Source organism: Mesorhizobium sp. P2_E7 (assembly GCF_056403855.1).
In genome coordinates this window covers 2,736,239-2,752,020 of the sequence record NZ_JBFUER010000001.1, presented here as the reverse complement: position 1 = coordinate 2,752,020, position 15,782 = coordinate 2,736,239, and the positions used below count along the sequence as shown (strand labels likewise).

General features: G+C 62.2%; 20 protein-coding genes. 7 read left to right on the top strand and 13 right to left on the bottom strand.

Annotation, left to right across the window (positions count from 1 at the left end):
* The first annotated feature begins 59 nt into the window (after positions 1-59).
* Complete coding sequence (locus tag AC1DYC_RS13605; RefSeq protein WP_477406998.1) at positions 60-464, top strand: winged helix-turn-helix transcriptional regulator; 405 nt, start codon at positions 60-62, stop codon at positions 462-464.
* Positions 465-567: 103 nt separating this feature from the next.
* On the opposite strand, the gene AC1DYC_RS13600 is transcribed toward AC1DYC_RS13605, so the two are convergent.
* Positions 568-945: a flagellar export protein FliJ gene (locus AC1DYC_RS13600; protein ID WP_023669945.1), complete on the bottom strand. Its 378-nt coding sequence runs from the start codon at positions 943-945 to the stop codon at positions 568-570.
* 450 nt (positions 946-1,395) lie between these two features.
* Here AC1DYC_RS13600 and ctrA point away from each other — a divergent pair, with 450 nt between their 5' ends.
* Complete coding sequence (gene ctrA / locus AC1DYC_RS13595) at positions 1,396-2,091, top strand: response regulator transcription factor CtrA (protein WP_006203583.1); 696 nt, start codon at positions 1,396-1,398, stop codon at positions 2,089-2,091.
* A gap of 87 nt (positions 2,092-2,178) precedes the next feature.
* On the opposite strand, the gene AC1DYC_RS13590 is transcribed toward ctrA, so the two are convergent.
* Both AC1DYC_RS13590 and chpT read right to left on the bottom strand, forming a co-directional pair.
* Positions 2,179-2,547 carry a response regulator transcription factor gene (locus AC1DYC_RS13590; RefSeq protein ID WP_477285557.1) on the bottom strand — a complete coding sequence of 123 codons (369 nt, stop codon included), beginning with the start codon at positions 2,545-2,547 and terminating at the stop codon, positions 2,179-2,181.
* A gap of 260 nt (positions 2,548-2,807) precedes the next feature.
* On the bottom strand, positions 2,808-3,437 hold the full coding sequence (gene chpT / locus AC1DYC_RS13585) for a histidine phosphotransferase ChpT (RefSeq protein WP_477406996.1): 630 nt from the start codon (positions 3,435-3,437) through the stop codon (positions 2,808-2,810).
* Between the two features lie 392 nt (positions 3,438-3,829).
* On the opposite strand from chpT, the gene AC1DYC_RS13580 reads away from it, so the two are divergent.
* The 3 genes from AC1DYC_RS13580 (at position 3,830) to AC1DYC_RS13570 (ending at position 6,167) form a co-directional block, all read left to right on the top strand.
* Positions 3,830-4,366, top strand: coding sequence for a DUF1134 domain-containing protein (locus AC1DYC_RS13580; RefSeq protein ID WP_235984549.1), 537 nt, complete (start codon positions 3,830-3,832; stop codon positions 4,364-4,366).
* A 299-nt stretch (positions 4,367-4,665) separates the two neighbouring features.
* A complete protein-coding gene (locus AC1DYC_RS13575) occupies positions 4,666-5,817 on the top strand; it encodes a coiled-coil domain-containing protein (protein WP_477406994.1) in 1,152 nt (383 codons plus the stop codon).
* A gap of 53 nt (positions 5,818-5,870) precedes the next feature.
* Entirely contained in the window at positions 5,871-6,167 is a 297-nt protein-coding gene (locus AC1DYC_RS13570) for a hypothetical protein (protein ID WP_477406992.1), read from the top strand.
* Here AC1DYC_RS13570 and AC1DYC_RS13565 read toward each other — a convergent pair.
* From AC1DYC_RS13565 to AC1DYC_RS13540, 6 genes are all read right to left on the bottom strand, one after another.
* Complete coding sequence (locus tag AC1DYC_RS13565) at positions 6,135-6,929, bottom strand: TrmH family RNA methyltransferase (RefSeq protein ID WP_477408294.1); 795 nt, start codon at positions 6,927-6,929, stop codon at positions 6,135-6,137. The two genes, AC1DYC_RS13570 and AC1DYC_RS13565, sit on opposite strands and share 33 nt — an antisense overlap.
* Before the next feature lie 56 nt (positions 6,930-6,985).
* Positions 6,986-7,324 carry an ArsR/SmtB family transcription factor gene (locus AC1DYC_RS13560; RefSeq protein WP_477406990.1) on the bottom strand — a complete coding sequence of 113 codons (339 nt, stop codon included), beginning with the start codon at positions 7,322-7,324 and terminating at the stop codon, positions 6,986-6,988.
* Positions 7,325-7,478: 154 nt separating this feature from the next.
* Positions 7,479-8,258 carry a HugZ family pyridoxamine 5'-phosphate oxidase gene (locus tag AC1DYC_RS13555; RefSeq protein WP_477406988.1) on the bottom strand — a complete coding sequence of 260 codons (780 nt, stop codon included), beginning with the start codon at positions 8,256-8,258 and terminating at the stop codon, positions 7,479-7,481.
* Between the two features lie 36 nt (positions 8,259-8,294).
* Positions 8,295-9,467 (bottom strand): CaiB/BaiF CoA transferase family protein, encoded by a 1,173-nt coding sequence (locus AC1DYC_RS13550; RefSeq protein ID WP_477406986.1) that lies wholly within the window; start codon positions 9,465-9,467, stop codon positions 8,295-8,297.
* Between the two features lie 6 nt (positions 9,468-9,473).
* Positions 9,474-10,235 carry a 3-hydroxyacyl-CoA dehydrogenase gene (locus tag AC1DYC_RS13545; protein WP_477406984.1) on the bottom strand — a complete coding sequence of 254 codons (762 nt, stop codon included), beginning with the start codon at positions 10,233-10,235 and terminating at the stop codon, positions 9,474-9,476.
* Between the two features lie 91 nt (positions 10,236-10,326).
* On the bottom strand, positions 10,327-10,863 hold the full coding sequence (locus AC1DYC_RS13540) for a GNAT family N-acetyltransferase (RefSeq protein ID WP_477406982.1): 537 nt from the start codon (positions 10,861-10,863) through the stop codon (positions 10,327-10,329).
* A 269-nt stretch (positions 10,864-11,132) separates the two neighbouring features.
* Between AC1DYC_RS13540 and AC1DYC_RS13535 the strand changes: the two genes are divergently transcribed.
* Positions 11,133-12,119, top strand: coding sequence for a glutathione S-transferase family protein (locus tag AC1DYC_RS13535; RefSeq protein WP_477406980.1), 987 nt, complete (start codon positions 11,133-11,135; stop codon positions 12,117-12,119).
* Between the two features lie 21 nt (positions 12,120-12,140).
* On the opposite strand, the gene AC1DYC_RS13530 is transcribed toward AC1DYC_RS13535, so the two are convergent.
* Both AC1DYC_RS13530 and AC1DYC_RS13525 read right to left on the bottom strand, forming a co-directional pair.
* Positions 12,141-12,617 (bottom strand): ABZJ_00895 family protein, encoded by a 477-nt coding sequence (locus AC1DYC_RS13530; protein ID WP_477406978.1) that lies wholly within the window; start codon positions 12,615-12,617, stop codon positions 12,141-12,143.
* Between the two features lie 65 nt (positions 12,618-12,682).
* A complete protein-coding gene (locus tag AC1DYC_RS13525; protein WP_477406976.1) occupies positions 12,683-13,186 on the bottom strand; it encodes an NUDIX domain-containing protein in 504 nt (167 codons plus the stop codon).
* A 68-nt stretch (positions 13,187-13,254) separates the two neighbouring features.
* Here AC1DYC_RS13525 and AC1DYC_RS13520 point away from each other — a divergent pair, with 68 nt between their 5' ends.
* Positions 13,255-14,190, top strand: coding sequence for a metallophosphoesterase family protein (locus tag AC1DYC_RS13520; RefSeq protein WP_477408292.1), 936 nt, complete (start codon positions 13,255-13,257; stop codon positions 14,188-14,190).
* On the opposite strand, the gene AC1DYC_RS13515 is transcribed toward AC1DYC_RS13520, so the two are convergent.
* Together AC1DYC_RS13515 and AC1DYC_RS13510 are read right to left on the bottom strand one after the other, a co-directional pair.
* On the bottom strand, positions 14,180-14,797 hold the full coding sequence (locus AC1DYC_RS13515) for a hypothetical protein (RefSeq protein WP_477406974.1): 618 nt from the start codon (positions 14,795-14,797) through the stop codon (positions 14,180-14,182). The genes AC1DYC_RS13520 and AC1DYC_RS13515 overlap by 11 nt on opposite strands.
* Before the next feature lie 84 nt (positions 14,798-14,881).
* On the bottom strand, positions 14,882-15,685 hold the full coding sequence (locus AC1DYC_RS13510; RefSeq protein WP_477406972.1) for an alpha/beta fold hydrolase: 804 nt from the start codon (positions 15,683-15,685) through the stop codon (positions 14,882-14,884).
* Positions 15,686-15,782 lie beyond the last annotated feature (97 nt).

Sequence of the window (15,782 nt, the reverse complement as noted above, 5' to 3'; positions counted from 1 at the left end):
TCATTTGGATAGTAATATTCTCTTGTCTAGTATGTACCTTTTCTATATATAGGTACCCCATGGATAGTGACAATGATTGTGGCTTCGGCTATGATGCGTTCCAGCGGACGTGCCCTTCACACGCCGTGCTCGAAATGCTGGCCAGCAAATGGGTCTATCTGGTGGTTTGCGCATTGCGCCGCGGCCGGATGCGCAATGGCGAACTGGCGCGCAGGCTGGAAGGCATCACGCCCAAAATGCTGACGCAGACGCTGCGCATTCTCGAGCGCGACGGGCTGGTGCGGCGCGAGATCTTTCCAGTGATTCCGCCGCGGGTCGAATATGAATTGACCGAACTTGGCCAGAACCTGGCGGGGCTGCTCACCCAGATACGGTCCTGGTCGGAAGAGCATGTGCCCGACATCAAGGAGGCGCGGGCAAGGGCGGCTGCGATCCAGGATGGGGAATTGCAGGCACAGGTGTGAGGCTGCGGCCGCCTTGCGGCCAGATCAGCAGCGCTCGAGCCTTTTGGCGCGGCTACACGCAAAGCACGGCGTCAGTCGGCGCCGGCTGGGTCGAACCCGGTCTTCAGCCGATCATGGCGCTGCGGCCGCCGAGTTCCGCATCGCGGATCTTGGTGTCACGCGATTCCAGCATTTCGGCCTTGGAAAGCTCCGCTTCAGCTTCGCCGAGTAATGATTCGGCAGCGCTTCGCTGCTGGGCGAGGTCGCTTTGCGAGTTTCTGAGGTTGTCGCGGCGCAGACGCGCCGCCTTGGCGAAGGTCGGATAGGCAAAATGATTGATGTCGGTGATGCCGGCCTTCTTCTCTTCAGCGGTGATCTGAAGCTCCAGTTCAACGGCCATGCGCTCGAACTCGGCGATCATCATGTCGAGCTGCAGCAGCTGCCGCCGCTTCTCATTCACCTGAAACTGCTTCAGCCGAACGAGGTTTTCACGTGACTTCATGATTCGGTACTCCCGCAAACGCACACCTGCACATATCGTCCAATCCGCCCGCCAGGGCCTGGCGCCACCCGTATCCACCGGCATTCCCCGAACTATGGGAAACAAATTCCTAAAGTTTTTTGCCGGCGGTAACCATTCGTTTACGGGCATTGTTAATCATAAGGGCGAGGACTTAAGGCCGGGTAAAAATTCCGGCTCCCGATACGGAAGCCGGCCAGCGAGTCCCTTGAGTCACTTAGTCCGACTTATTAATGTGTTGCATTAGCGATTTGGTTCTGTGATTCATCATTAGATTCAAGAGGGTGTAGAAAGCGGTTAAAAAATCTGGTACCGTCCTGGGTGCGGAATTAGGTTTTGTTAACCATTCGATGGCAGCCTTCTGTTCAGGCAATCACTGCTCCGGTCCCGGATGGGTCGTGACATGGTCCGGCGGCAGAAAAGGGGAATGAAATGCGCGTTCTGCTGATAGAAGACGACAGTGCAACCGCTCAGAGCATCGAGCTGATGCTCAAATCCGAAAGTTTTAATGTTTATACGACCGACCTCGGCGAAGAAGGTGTCGATCTCGGTAAACTTTATGATTACGATATCATTCTTCTCGATCTCAACCTTCCCGACATGTCAGGCTACGAGGTCTTGCGGACACTTCGCCTCTCCAAGGTGAAGACGCCAATCCTGATCCTGTCCGGCATGGCCGGCATCGAGGACAAGGTGCGCGGCCTCGGCTTCGGCGCCGACGACTATATGACCAAGCCGTTCCACAAGGACGAACTGGTCGCCCGCATCCACGCCATCGTGCGCCGCTCCAAGGGCCATGCTCAGTCGGTCATCACCACCGGCGACCTGGTGGTCAATCTCGATGCCAAGACCGTCGAAGTCGGTGGCCAGCGCGTGCATCTGACCGGCAAGGAATACCAGATGCTGGAGCTGCTCTCGCTGCGCAAGGGCACCACGCTGACCAAGGAAATGTTCCTCAACCACCTCTATGGCGGTATGGACGAACCGGAATTGAAGATCATCGACGTCTTCATCTGCAAGCTGCGCAAGAAGCTCGACGCTGCGTCCGGTGGCCAGAACTACATCGAAACGGTCTGGGGCCGCGGCTATGTGCTGCGCGAGCCGGAAGACATCCGCGTCAGCGCCTGAGCGAACACCATCTGATTGAATTCAATGCAAAAAACCCGGCTCAGGCCGGGTTTTTTTGCTGTCCCTTCCGTTCGACCTCGACCCGAATCAGGCGGCGATCTTCAGGGTACGAAAGCGTTCGAGCAGTTGCGGCCGATTGAACGGCTTCAAGAGATAGCCCTGGGCGCCGGCACGCTTTGCCTTCATGATCGAGGCGACATCGACCTCGACCAGCGAAATCAGGATCTGCGGCTTGATCGCGCTTTCCATGGCGCGGACCTGGCGGATGACATCGACCGCCTGCATGTCGGGCAGGGCGCCGTCGACGACAATGACATCGGGCATTTCGGCGGCGCACATCTCGACCGCGTCAAGTCCGGTGGCCGCTTCGATCACAATCATGTCGGAGCCGCCAAGAATCCGTTTTGCGACCTTCCTGATCACACTTGAATCGTCGACAAACATGCAGCGCTTCATTTCCGGGTCCTCTTTGCCTTGGGGCGAACCGGCGGCATCCGGGGTATCGGAATGCATCTTAGGCCGATCTGGTAAAGAAGCCGAAAAGCCGTTAGGTAAAGTTTTTGCAAAAATGTCGTTTGCGCGCCCGTGCCCGCGGACGCGCCACAGGCGATGAAACTTGGCTGTTCTGAATTTCGGCCAAGCCCGCAAATATCAGTGGCGAAAAATACTTGGTTTGTTCTTGGCTGTCGGTCGAGCCGGCAAACGGCCACGGATCGTCAGGCCGCGGACAGCACGATCTCTTCGGCGGTAGCGTGGATCGAGATCGTCATGTTGGCCTCACGCGCCAAGAGCAGCGTGTAGTAGGGTTGGACCGAATGAGCGTCGATCGGCTCCTCGGGCTTGTTGCCGGAATGCAGTTCGAGGAATTTCGGCGGCACGCGCAGCATCGGACCACTGGCGGCAAGCGCGAAGCGCGGCTCGGTGTCGAGGCTTTCCAGCGTGACCACAAGCTTGCCGCCGCGTGGGATGGCGGCGTTGGCGACGAGCAGCAAATTGAGCAGCAGCTTGACCTTGTTTTTCGGCAGCAGGGCGCGAATCCCGTTCCAGACCAGGTCCGGCTTCTCGTTCTTCAGGAAAGCGATGGCGACCGACTCGGCGTCGCCGGTGTCGATCATCATGCCGGCCGAACCGGCGGCGCCGAAGGCGATGCGGGCGAATTGCAGGCGGGCCGATGCGTTTCTGGCGCTCTGGCGAATCAGCTTCATGGCGTCTTCGTCGGCGCCGCCCTCGTCGAGGAGTTCAAGGCCGTTGTTGATGGCTCCCACCGGCGAAATGATGTCGTGGCAGACACGGCTGCACAACAGCGCTGCGAGATCTGGTGCGGAGAGAGAGAAAAGCTCGGCCATCGGCGAAAATCCCTGCTAAAAATTCACGTCCTGGTGGCCACGCGACCGTCAGCCGCGCCTTACCCACCCGAATCACGCCCTTTCCCCAGCGCTTCTGAATACACAGCGCCCGGGCGTGCAGCAACAAATCCACAATTCTCGTTAGCAAAAATGGCGAGTTTACACAGGATGGGAGCCCGCGCAGACGGTCAGAACAGCCTTCGAACCGCCATGTTCATGTGGGAGGTTAATGGTTGAAAAAGGATTACGGCATAGTTTGCCCGTAACAGTCATCCTTAACGGCCGCCTAAAGAGCCGTGCGGGGTGCGAGGCGTCGGCGAAAGTGCTCCCTGACGGAGATTGGAAGCATGGTTTCCCGATTCTACGACCGGACCTTTGTCCGTGTCTTCTTCATGGCGATTGCCCTCATGGGCGCTCTCGCCTTTTCAACCTCTGCGTCGCGGGCGCAGGAATACACCGCTCAGGAGATCGTCGATTCCGGCCACAAGTTCTTCGGCGCGACGTCGGGCGGTCTCGCCACCGTCGTCGAGAAGATTTTTGCCTCCTACGGCCTGCCCAATGGCTATCTGCTCGGCGAAGAGGGTTCCGGCGCGGTGATCGGCGGCCTGACCTATGGCGAAGGCACGCTCTACACCAAGAATGCCGGCGACCATAAGGTGTTCTGGCAAGGTCCGTCGCTCGGCTGGGATTTCGGCGGCGAGGGATCGCGGGTGATGATGCTCGTCTACAATCTCGACGACGTCAGCAATCTCTATAACCGGTTCGGCGGCGTTGCCGGTTCTGCCTATGTCGTGGCCGGCGTCGGCTTCAACGTGCTGCAGAACAACAGGGTGCTGCTGGTGCCGATCCGCACCGGCGTCGGCGCGCGGCTTGGCGTCAATCTCGGCTATCTGAAGCTGACGCAGAGGCCGACCTGGAACCCCTTCTGATCGGGCATATTGATATTCAGGTCAGGCCGAGCCGAGAATGGTTGATACCGAGAACCGGAACGGAGCGGACATTGGTCCGTGAGTACCGGAAGCGCAGGTATCAGCCATTCTCGGCTCGGCCTGACCTGAATCTCAACATGCCCTCAGCCCGAGATCATGCCATCGAGCGCATTTTGTGAGGTCACAAGCCGAACCTGCGGCATACTCTTGCCGCAGCGCTGGATTTGCGTCATGCGAACGTGGCAAAGTCCAGACTTGGCGGTTGCCGAATAGCGGCCCGCCCGTAACGGGTAGTCACCTTGGTCCAGTCGATCCTGTTCTTCGCCCTCGGCTTTCTGTGCGCCGGCTTTCTGGCGCTGCTGGTTGCGCCGGCCATCTGGCGGCGAGCGGTCGCGCTGACACGCAAGCGCGTCGAGGCGTCTGTGCCCCGAACGCTGGAGGAGATCCAGGCCGACAAGGACAGCGTGCGGGCCGAGTTCGCCATGACGACGCGCCGGCTCGAAATGAGCGTCAAGACGCTGCGTGAGCAGGCCAATGAGCAGCTCGTCGAGATCAGTCGCGGGCGCGAGGCGCTGAAAGGCTTGGCGGTCGAGCGCAAGGACAAGAAGCAGGCGCTTTCGGAGCTCGGCGAAAAAAACGAACTGCTCCTGCATCGCGAGCAGCAGATACAGCAGCTGACGGACAAGCTCGTACAAGCCGAGCGCTTGATGGAAAAGCGCGCGCTTGAGCTCGAAAAGCTTGAGCACATGTATGACGACGCTTCCTTCTCCTCCAGCAACCGCCAGATCGAACTGGTGGCGCGCGAATCCGAGCTGGAAAAGCTTGCCAACGACATTTCGGTGCTGCGCGGCCAGCGCAAGGAAGCCGACAAGCGCCATCAGGAAGTCGTCGCCGAGGGCAAGGCCACGCGCGACGTGCTGAAGGCCGAGAAGAAGAGAACCGCCGACCTCGAGAAGAAGCTCGAGCGCCTGCTCGCCACGCTTGCCGATCGCGAGGACAAGCTCGATCGCCGCGAAAAGGACCTGGCCCGGCTTCGCGAACGGCTAAAGGGCGAGGCAGGGGGAGGCGCCGTGGCTGCTGGTCTGACTGGTGTTCAGGACAATGTCCCCGCGAGGAACGATGAGGTCGACAAGGTGCTCGCCAAGCTCGAAGGCGATCGCGAGCGACTGGAAGCCAGGCTGACGACCCTGGCGCGGGAGAACAAGCGGTTGAAGACGGAGCTCGGCGCTGCTGGAGTCGCGAAGCCCATTATTAATGGCAATGATGCCAGCGATGCGTTGCGCGAACAGATGAACACTCTGGCGGCGGAGGTCGTCAGCCTCACGGCCAAGCTCGAAGGACCGGATTCGCCGATCGCCAAGGCATTGGCGGCGCCGCAGGAAGCGCGATCGGGAACCGTCAGCCTCGCCGATCGCGTCCGGGCGCTGCAGAGGGCAGATTTGCCGAGTTGAACGGCGAGGGCGCTGGCTTGCGCCCATAACAGGCCATTCCCATGTCTAACGTCATGATGGTCTATGGCGTGCTTGTCATCTCGTCGCTCCTGCTCTGGCACTTTCATCCGTTGCTTTTTGAGGTGTTGGACGCTGTGGCGTCGCTGTTCGAGAAGACGGTAAGAGATCGCGGGGCGACCGGCGCTCCGATACCGTTGACCGACGACGTCGAGACTTTCAGGATCGAGGCCGCGCCGAGCGAGGCCGGCACCACGCGCGTTGTCCCGAAACCAGCTCAACCTTCGATCAGATTGGCTCTGACCGCCGGCCGAGGCGCATCAGCGCGAAAAATGATGCAGCGCAATCGCTGAGGCGGCGGCGACATTGAGGCTGTCGAAGCCTTGCGCCATGCCGATCCGCACGGTCTGCAGGCGAGCAAGCAGGCTTTCGGGCAGGCCTTCCCCTTCGGTGCCGAGGTAGAGCGCCAGCCGGTTCGTCCTCTCTGCGTCGCGAATATCGGCCGCGCCACGTGGCGACAGCGCAAACTGGCTGAAGCCCAGCCGGCCGAACGCGGTGATGAAACCGGTCGTGTCCTCAAACGATGCAAAGGGAACCTTCAGCGCCGCGCCGACGGAGACACGGATCGCCTTGCGGTACAGCGGATCGCAGCAGGTCGCGTCGAGAAATACGGCATCGGCGCCGAAGGCGGCGGCGTTGCGGAAGATCGACCCCATATTGTCGTGGTTGGCGATGCCGACGAGCACGACGATCAACGCGCTCGCAGGCAAGGTTTCCAGCAAGGCTTCGGCGGGCAGCGCGGTGCCCTTGCTGCCGATCGCCAATATGCCGCGGTGCATGTGGAAGCCGGCGATCCTGTCCATGATGTCGCTTGTCGCGACGTAAACCGGCAGGTCGGCAGGGGCCTTGCGCAAGATGTCGTCGAGCCCGGCCAGCCGGTTTTCAAGAACCAGGACCGACTCGGCGGCGAAGCGTCCGGCCGACAGCAGGACGTCCAGCACCACCTTGCCTTCGGCGACGAACCGGCCATGGCGGCCGGTGAGATCGCGTTCGCGGATGTCGAGATAGGCGGCGACCCGCGGATCGCGCGCGTCGTCGATCTGGATTGGATCCATCATTACCTCGGCCGGCGAAAATCGTCAGCGAGGTAAGGAGCGATCGGAGCCGCAGGTCAAGTCCCGGCGCGGCGCAGACGTGTTGCCATCTGGGACAAATCGCCGGCGCCGAAAATGCCGTCCAGCATGCGCAAGAGATCGCGCACGGCGTCCGACTTGCACGAATAGTAGATCATCTGCCGGTCGCGGCGGGTCTCGACAAGGTCGAGCGCCCTGAGCTTGGCCAGATGTTGCGACAAAGCGGACTGGCTGAGCACCACCTTTTCGGCGATGGCACCGACCGACATTTCACCGTCGGTCAGATGGCTCATGATCAAAAGCCGCTTTTCGTTGCCCATAAGGGTCAGAAATGTCGCCGCCGATTCGGCATTGGCGATTAATTTGGTCGAGACCATCGATGCCCCATGTTTCCCTGCTCATCCGAACGCTATGGGGGCAAATAGCGTTGGGTGCTATAATTCAGCTGTGGATGCACGCTGCTGATTCAGCGCTACCTGAATCGTAGATCATTTCGCCCAAATCTCAAGACATGCTTTTGATTCATGACGATTATCCTTGGTAACCCTGCGTAGCCGGCGCACGTCCGGCCTTGGCCATGTCGACCAGAACCGGCCGCAGGTCACGCGCTGTCTTCAATGGTTGCGGGAAATAGACCCTGCAAACGGCGTCGCCCGATGCCAAGTCCATGCCCTCGGCATCGAAGCCGGTCATGGTCCAGCCATCACCGTCGGCCTTGGCAAAATGACGGGCATAGACGGCGATTGCGTCGAGGTGGTCGGCGTTCATGTGGTCGAGGGCTGACTGTTCGCTGGCCGCCAGCTCGTCGACGATCGGTCCATCGGTGATGAGATCGGCACGTTCCAGCAGATAGGCCTTGCCGAAACCGCCATTGAGGCTGGCGCGCTGCGGCTCGAGGCGGAAGATCGAAAAATCGCCGAGCCCGGAATACAGCTTTGCCTTGGGATTGCGGTTGAGATAGCGCCGCTCGGCGCGGACATGCGCGCTCGAGCCGCGCTCAAGCGGCTGCGCCCGGCAAACCAGCGTAACCCTGGGATGCGCCAGCGGATCGCCCTTGCCGGGCTCGCCGACAAGCAGCGAGCAGCGTGGGTCGGCAAGGATCGCGCCGGTGTGGGCGGACAACGCCGAGACAAGGATCAGCGGCGCGCCATCAATGTCGGTGGCGACACCGACCCGGGAGGCCAGCGGCGAGCCGGTTTTGGGTTCGATCACTGCCAAGGCGCCGAAACGGGCGCTGCGGATCAGCGTCGCAGCCAACCTGGTCGCCTCGGCGTCCGTCGCGCGAATGACGTCCTTCTTCGGCTGGTCCAAGATGCTCACCGGGTTAAGTTGATTTTAGTCGTCCAGTTATTGGCCAATCAGACCGGATTTGACAAGCGCTTTGATCTCATCCGCCGAAAAGCCGAAGCGCGCCAGCACGATTTGCGGCCGCTGGTCTTCGTCGACCGGTGTGGCGGCGAGCGACGGTTGCGAGCCCGAGAAGCGCGGCGCGGGCGCCGGTCGCTCGAACGCGCCCGTCTTCACAAATGCGTGACGAGCGCTGATATGCGGGTGATTCCCGGCCTCTGTCAGTGACAAGACCGGCGCAACGCAGGCGTCGGTCTCCTCAAACAGCCCGGCCCAGTCGTCGCGTGTCTTTTGCCGGAACCGGCCGGCAATGGCGGCGCGCATCTCCGGCCACAGCGCCTTGTCGTACTGGCCGCGGACAAAATGCTCACTGAGCGGCAGCAGGTTTGCGAATTCGGCGAAGAAGCGCGGCTCAAGGCAACCGACCGCGACATGGCGTCCGTCCGCCGTCTCATAGGTGTCGTAGAAGGGCGCACCGGAATCGAGCAGGTTCGCGCCGCGCCGGTCGCTCCACAGGCCGGCCGCCATGAAGGCGTGTATGGGCGCTGCCAGCATCGAAGCGCCTTCGACCATCGCCGCGTCAACCACCTGGCCCTTGCCGGAGCGCGAACGCTCGAACAGCGCGGCGAGCACGCCGGCGATCAACATCATGGCGCCGCCGCCATTGTCGGCGATCAGGTTCAGCGGTGGCACCGGCCGGCCGTCCTCCCGACCGATGGCATGCAGCACACCGGAATAGGCGAGGTAGGTGATGTCGTGGCCGGCGCGGCCAGCCAGCGGCCCGTCCTGGCCAAAGCCGGTCATGCGGCCGTAGATCAGCGCCGGGTTGCGGGCCAGTGCCGCATCCGGACCGAGACCGAGCCGCTCCATGACCCCGGGGCGAAAACCCTCGACCAGCAGATCGGCTTTCTCGACGAGACCCAGCACCATTTCGATGCCTTGCTCTTGCTTGAGGTCGACGCGCAGGATGGAACGGCCGTGACGGTCGAGATTGTGCGCATCGGAGAGCGGCAGCATGGGTTGTTCCGCACCGGCCCGCTCGATGCGCAGCACCTCGGCGCCCATTTCAGACAGCACCAACCCGGCCAGCGGCACCGGGCCGAGCCCGGCCATCTCGATGATTTTGAGGCCGGCAAGGGGGCCGGTCTTCACTGCGGCTGCGCCGGCCGCCATGGCCGTCTATTTCGGCGCCATGCGGATCGCCCCGTCGAGGCGGATGGTCTCGCCGTTGAGCATCTGGTTCTCGATGATATGGAGCGCCAGGGCGGCATATTCGGACGGTTCGCCCAGGCGGGACGGGAAGGGCACGGCTGCACCAAGCGAATCCTGCACCTCCTGCGGCATGCCGGCCATCATCGGCGTCTTGAAGATGCCAGGCGCGATGGTGCAGACGCGAATGCCGGAGCGTGCGAGATCGCGCGCGACCGGCAGCGTCATGCCGACGACACCGCCCTTGGAGGCGGCATAGGCGGCCTGGCCGATCTGGCCGTCATAGGCGGCGACCGATGCCGTGTTGACGATGACGCCGCGCTCGCCGCCTTGCAGCGGCTCAAGCTTGGCGGCCCGGTCGGCGACGAGGCGGATCATGTTGAAGGTGCCGATGAGATTGATCTCGATCACCTTGCGGTACTGGTCGAGCGGGTGCGGGCCATCCTTGCCAATGGTTTTCACGCCGATGGCGATGCCGGCGCAATTGACCAGGATGCGTGCGGGGCCAAGCCTTTTTTCCACTTCGGCGACCGCTGCTGCACCGCTGTCGGCGCTGCTGACGTCACACTGGATGGCGGTGCCGCCAATATCGCCCGCCACCTTCGCCGCCCGGTCGATGCCGATATCGAAAATGGCAACGCGCGCGCCCTTGTCGGCCAGCGCGCGGGCGGTTGCCTCGCCGAGGCCGGAGCCGCCGCCGGTTACGATCGCAATCTGGCCGTTCGAGTTCATGCCGCGTCCTCCCTCTTTTGCGGGTCATGCTACGGAGGTCGCCGCCATGGTGCAACCTGACCAGTCAATCGAGAGCCTCGATCGACTGGAATCAGGCCATCGCCGGGATGTTCTCGGCAATCCTGGCAAAGCTGGCATGGCAGACCTCGCCGGAGAGCCGCGCCACGGCACCGGGTACGATCTCGTGCGACAGCAGCCGGTCGAGGTCGACCGGGCGTGGCATGGAAATCTGGCCCCGCGGGATCTTCCTGAAGCCGAGCGGGCCGTAATAGGGCTCGTCGCCGACAAGGATCACCGCCGGCGCGCCGGCCTTGGCGGCCGCCTCCAGCGCGATGGCCACCAGCCGGCGGCCAATGCCGAGATTTTTGAAGGCAGGGCGCACGGCAAGCGGCCCGAGCATCAGCGCACGGCCGGCGCCGGCGGCGATGCGGGTCATGCGCACCGAAGCGACGACGATGTCGCCGTCGACGGCGACGAAGGACAGCGAGCGTTCGTGGCCGCCGGCCTCGCGGATCTTGTAGGCGGCCAGCACGAAGCGGCCGGGCCCGAAGGCTTCGTCGTTGATGGCTTCGATTTCGGGGTCGTGCACCGGAGTTTCCGGCAGGTATTTCACGTCGGCAAGGCTCATGGTCTTCGCGGTCCGATATACGAGGAAGGTTGCTGCAAGCGGCAGCGTTCGCCAGTCAGCGCTTCAAGCGCGGGCGCCCTTTCGTCGTCGGTCAAACCGTATCAAGGCAAAGTCGAGCATGCGGAATGTCCGCTAGCATCATTTTTCAGCCGCTGCAATCGGTCGCTTTTATCAGGCATTTCGGACGAGTGACGCTCTGTTCAGCAGATGACGACTTCGACATTGTCGCTTTGCGCCTACATTGGCCAAAGCAGGCAAGGAGATTTCGCATGGGTTTGCTGGTCGAAGGCAAATGGCAGGACCGCCCGGTCAAAGTCGATAGCGGCGGCAGGTTCATCCGCGCCGAGACGCAGTGGCGTGACTGGATCACGCGTGATGGCGCGCCGGCCGAAGGCCGCACGCGCGGCTTCAAGGCCGAACCCGGCCGCTATCATCTTTACGTCTCGCTCGCCTGTCCGTGGGCGCACCGCACGCTGATCTTTCGCGTTCTGAAGAAGCTCGAGGGCGTCATCTCGGTCTCGGTCGTCCACCATTTCCTCGGCGCCGACGGTTGGACTTTTCTGGCCGAAGACGGCGCCACCGGCGACAGGGTCAACGGTCTCGATTTCCTGCATCAGATCTACACCAAAGCCGATCCCGCCTATTCGGGCCGGGTGTCGGTGCCGGTGCTGTGGGACAAAAAAGAACAGACCATCGTCTCCAACGAATCCTCAGAGATCATCCGCATGCTCAATTCCGCCTTCGACGAATGGGGCGATGCGAGCATCGATTTCTGTCCACCGGCGCTGCGCGGCGAGATCGACAAGGTCAATGCGCTGGTCTTTCCGGCCATCAACAATGGCGTCTACCGCGCCGGCTTCGCCACCACGCAAGCAGCCTATGAAGAAGCCTTTGGCGAGCTGTTCTCGGCGCTCGACACGCTGGAGGAGAGGCTGTCAAAACAGCGCTATCTCACCGGCGAGCGCATCACCGAGGCCGACTGGCGGCTGTTCACCACGCTGGTGCGGTTCGACCCGGTCTATGTCGGCCATTTCAAATGCAATCTGCGCCGCATCGCCGACTATCCGAACCTGTCGAACTATCTGCGCGATCTCTACCAGGTGCCCGGCGTCGCCGGCACGGTCAACCTGCACCACATCAAGACGCATTATTACGGCAGCCACGAAAGCATCAACCCGACGCGCATTGTGCCGGTCGGGCCGGAGCTGGACTACGCCGCGCCGCATGATCGGGCGCGGTTCAGGAAGGCGGCGTGAATCTGCCCGTTGGCAATCTGTCTATTTGAAGGGTTCTGTATCGAGTTGGATCTGTCTGGCACTGAACGTCTTCAGCATGACCTTGCCGAACCATTTGGAGAAGCCGACTGCATTGAGGCAAAAGCCAAAAGCCGCCAACACGACAAACACTATGATCCAGGCGACAGCAGGGATGCCGGCGACATCGGGCGCGATGCCGACTGTAATTGAAACCAGCAAACATGCCGCTGAAAACATTAACGCTGCTGCTGTTGAAAAGAGCACCATTCTCCAATACTCACCTCGGCTAAAAAGTCTTCCGTTTCGCCGAATGAACACTGAGTAGGCGAAAAATGTCGAAGCAAATATAATAACGAAGCTGGCGGCTGAGTTAACACTGCTCGGAGCAGGTATCAGGAAGCCAAAGCCAAGCCAAGCGAAGTAAAGTGTCACTTGCGTAAAAATATAAACCCCAACATAGGGCCACAGATTTACGGCTTCGGTCCTGTCGGATGGCATTCAGTTTTCCCCAGAGCTCAGGTGACAATAGCGGCTTGCCCCCTCACGACAAGATAAATCGCTGCTCACCAATAGGGCGACGCGGGGTTGCCTCCAAAAACCTCACCAATCCGCCGCAGCGTTGCCGGCGTCGTGCCTTCGGGCAAGCGGTCGAGCGGGAAGAAGCCGGCTTCGGCGATCTCGTGGTCCGGCAGTTTTGGCGCGGTCTGGCTAAAACTTTCGATCAGGTACAAAGCGACATGGTCGCGGCGGCTGGAGCGGCGGTTGAAATGCATCGATTTCAGCACCGGCGGGGCGGTGAGCGCGATGTTGCATTCCTCCGCCAGTTCCCGCGCCAGCGCTTCGCCAAGCGTCTCACCTGCCTCGACACCGCCGCCCGGCAATTGCCAGCCCGGAACATAGGTGTGGCGGATGAGGAAGACGGAGTTCGACGCGCGGTCATGGATCAGGCCGCGCACGCCAAGCGTCATTGGCCGCCGCAGCACGAAATAGAGATGGAACAGCCTTGCCCTGAGGCCCGCCCAGCCGGTCTGGCGAAACGCCTGCTCCGGGTCCGATATCGCCGTCATCGGCGAAACCGCGAGCGGACAGGAAACAGTGAGTGGAAAGCCGGAGGCGCGTCGCCTATGAAGGAAAGATGTTCAGGCTCGCGCATATTTCCGATGTCCATCTGGGGCCGCTTCCCGGTGTAACCTATCGCGAACTCGCGTCCAAGCGCGTGGTCGGTTACGTCAACTGGCAGCGCAACCGCCGCCGCCATATGCATGATGCCGTCATCGACACCATCGTCGCCGACATGAAGGCGAGCGGTCCCGACCACCTCACCGTTACCGGCGACCTGGTCAACCTGGCGCTGGATGGCGAGATCGAGATGGCCAAGCACTGGCTGGAGACGCTGGGCTCGCCGGAAGATGTCTCGGTGGTGCCGGGCAATCACGACGCCTATGTGCCGGGCGCCTTCGACAAGGTCTGCCGCTCCTGGGCAGCATGGATGACCGGCGACGGCGTGAATGCGCCGATCGACCGCAACACCTTTCCCTATCTGCGCGTGCGCGGCAATGTCGCGCTTATCGGCGTTTCGACGGCGCGTGCCACAGCGCCGTTCATGGCCAATGGCTTCTTCCTCGAGGGACAGGCGGAAAGGCTGGCCTCGGTGCTCGACGCCACGGCCAAACGCGGGCTGTTGCGGGTGATCATGATCCATCATCCGCCGGTGCGCGGCGCCGTCACCCAGCAAAAGCGCCTGTTCGGCATCTCGCGCTTCCACAAGATCGTTCACCGGTACGGCGCCGAGCTTGTGCTGCACGGCCATTCGCACCTGCCGTCGCTGTCCTTCATCGGCGGCCGCGGCGCCAGGATACCGGTCGTCGGCGTTGCCGCTGCCGGGCAGTCGCCCGGCGGCAAGAACCCGGCGGCGCAGTACAACCTGCTCGATATGGACGGCGAAAAGGGCAGCTGGCGGATCCGGCTGACGCGACGCGGCCTGACAGGGCCGGCCATACCGCCGTCGGACCTGCAGGTGGTCGAGCTCGGCGTCGATGCCGAGGCCTCGCAACCGCTGATCAGAAGCTGATCTTCATCGCCATCAGGCGATCCCAGAACAGCGCGGCCGCCACAGCAAGGCCAACCAGCGCGCCGGCGGCGACCAGGCCGAGGCCCGACAGGAAGGTCGACCAGCGCTTGGCCGATGCGGCTGCTTGCAGGGGTGGTTCGGCTTCCCGCACGGTGGCGCGGTTCAGGCCGGCAGCGGCCGGCTCGACGCCGCCTTCCATCATACGCTGACGCTCGACGATGCGCTCCGCCACATAGCGCGTAACCTGATCGGCGACCGGTTTCATATCGGTCGATTCGGCGAGCACCACGCGGCCGATGCGGGTATCTCTGAGGAAGCGGTAGGTGCGGCGGTCGCGCCCCATGGCGACATGGCTGACGGCGTCGATCCACAGCCGCGGCTGCAGGCCGGAGGAGACGACGAAGTCGAAATTGTCCATGTCGGCGGGTACGTCGGCAAAGACCGGGGTGAGTTCGGCAGCAAGCAAATCGAGCCGCATCCTGTGCGCCTCGCGCATGTCGACCACGACATCGTCGCGGTCGGCAAAAGCGTTCTTCACGTCGCGAATGGCATCGGACAGTTTGCGCGACGAGTTTATAGAGGTGAATTGCTCGTCTGGGTCCTTCATGATGCCTCGCTAATATATGGTTAATAGCGAGTTAACACAGCCGCCGGCAAAATGCACTCGCGAGATGCCGGAAGCCAGCGAGGTTCAGCTCGCCGCGGCGCCGAGTGTCGGACGCGCAAGCCTACCGCGGCGGGCCATGTTCCGGCGCAAGGCCTGGGCGACCACGCCCGGCGCCTCCTCGACCAGCATATGGCCGGCATCGAGCACGTGATGGACATGAAAATGCGCCGGCAGGCCATCAGCCTGGGTGACGGGCAGCACCGGATCGTCCGTCCCCCAAACCACCAGCACCGGCATGCTGAGCGTGTCGAGCTGTTCGCGAGGGATGACGCCTTGCCGCTCGTCCCTGGTCATGACGGCTGCGATCTCGATCAGCTTGCGCAATTGGCCGGGGCGACGGCGTCCTTCCGCCAGGACGCTGACGATGCGTTCGGGAGGCGGGCTTTGCGGTCCGGACATGGCGGCAAGGCAGGCGCGGATTTCACGCCTGTCGGCCGCCGCGGCGTAGCGGCGCAATAGCGGTCCGTTGATCTCCGGGCCAACACCACCCGGCGCCACAAGCGTCAGCGAGGCTATCCTATCAGGCTCGGCCAATGCCATCAGTGCAGCTACCGCACCGCCCATCGAATGACCGGCGACATGCACCTTTCCTATCCCGCGCGCGGCTAGATCCGCGAGAACGCCTCGCGCCGCTGTCCTGGCCGGACCGCTGCCCGGGAAATCGAGTGACAGCCCGTGTCCCGGAAGATCGTAGGCCAAGGTCCTGATGTCGGGCGCCAGCGCCGCAGTCACCTCGCGCCAGATGTCATGGCAACCGCCTAAGCCATGCAGCAGGACGACCGTCTTCGACCCGGCGCCCCGCTCGGCGACATAGAGGGATGAGACCATGAAAAATGTATGATTGTTGCAAGATCGGACAGGAAATTTCGAATTGAGGCTGGATTGCTCCCAGTCCAGACCGATGGCCAGTAAAATTTTCGCGATC

Bases quoted from the DNA above. Each gene is read 5' to 3' on its own strand.
- AC1DYC_RS13605 (WP_477406998.1), top strand. From the start codon at position 60: ATGGATAGTGACAATGATTGTGGCTTCGGCTATGATGCGTTCCAGCGG.
- AC1DYC_RS13600 (WP_023669945.1), bottom strand. From the start codon at position 945: ATGAAGTCACGTGAAAACCTCGTTCGGCTGAAGCAGTTTCAGGTGAAT.
- ctrA (WP_006203583.1), top strand. From the start codon at position 1,396: ATGCGCGTTCTGCTGATAGAAGACGACAGTGCAACCGCTCAGAGCATC.
- AC1DYC_RS13590 (WP_477285557.1), bottom strand. From the start codon at position 2,547: ATGAAGCGCTGCATGTTTGTCGACGATTCAAGTGTGATCAGGAAGGTC.
- chpT (WP_477406996.1), bottom strand. From the start codon at position 3,437: ATGGCCGAGCTTTTCTCTCTCTCCGCACCAGATCTCGCAGCGCTGTTG.
- AC1DYC_RS13580 (WP_235984549.1), top strand. From the start codon at position 3,830: ATGGCGATTGCCCTCATGGGCGCTCTCGCCTTTTCAACCTCTGCGTCG.
- AC1DYC_RS13570 (WP_477406992.1), top strand. From the start codon at position 5,871: ATGATGGTCTATGGCGTGCTTGTCATCTCGTCGCTCCTGCTCTGGCAC.
- AC1DYC_RS13565 (WP_477408294.1), bottom strand. From the start codon at position 6,929: ATGGATCCAATCCAGATCGACGACGCGCGCGATCCGCGGGTCGCCGCC.
- AC1DYC_RS13560 (WP_477406990.1), bottom strand. From the start codon at position 7,324: ATGGTCTCGACCAAATTAATCGCCAATGCCGAATCGGCGGCGACATTT.
- AC1DYC_RS13550 (WP_477406986.1), bottom strand. From the start codon at position 9,467: ATGGCGGCCGGCGCAGCCGCAGTGAAGACCGGCCCCCTTGCCGGCCTC.
- AC1DYC_RS13545 (WP_477406984.1), bottom strand. From the start codon at position 10,235: ATGAACTCGAACGGCCAGATTGCGATCGTAACCGGCGGCGGCTCCGGC.
- AC1DYC_RS13540 (WP_477406982.1), bottom strand. From the start codon at position 10,863: ATGAGCCTTGCCGACGTGAAATACCTGCCGGAAACTCCGGTGCACGAC.
- AC1DYC_RS13535 (WP_477406980.1), top strand. From the start codon at position 11,133: ATGGGTTTGCTGGTCGAAGGCAAATGGCAGGACCGCCCGGTCAAAGTC.
- AC1DYC_RS13530 (WP_477406978.1), bottom strand. From the start codon at position 12,617: ATGCCATCCGACAGGACCGAAGCCGTAAATCTGTGGCCCTATGTTGGG.
- AC1DYC_RS13525 (WP_477406976.1), bottom strand. From the start codon at position 13,186: ATGACGGCGATATCGGACCCGGAGCAGGCGTTTCGCCAGACCGGCTGG.
- AC1DYC_RS13520 (WP_477408292.1), top strand. From the start codon at position 13,255: ATGTTCAGGCTCGCGCATATTTCCGATGTCCATCTGGGGCCGCTTCCC.
- AC1DYC_RS13515 (WP_477406974.1), bottom strand. From the start codon at position 14,797: ATGAAGGACCCAGACGAGCAATTCACCTCTATAAACTCGTCGCGCAAA.
- AC1DYC_RS13510 (WP_477406972.1), bottom strand. From the start codon at position 15,685: ATGGTCTCATCCCTCTATGTCGCCGAGCGGGGCGCCGGGTCGAAGACG.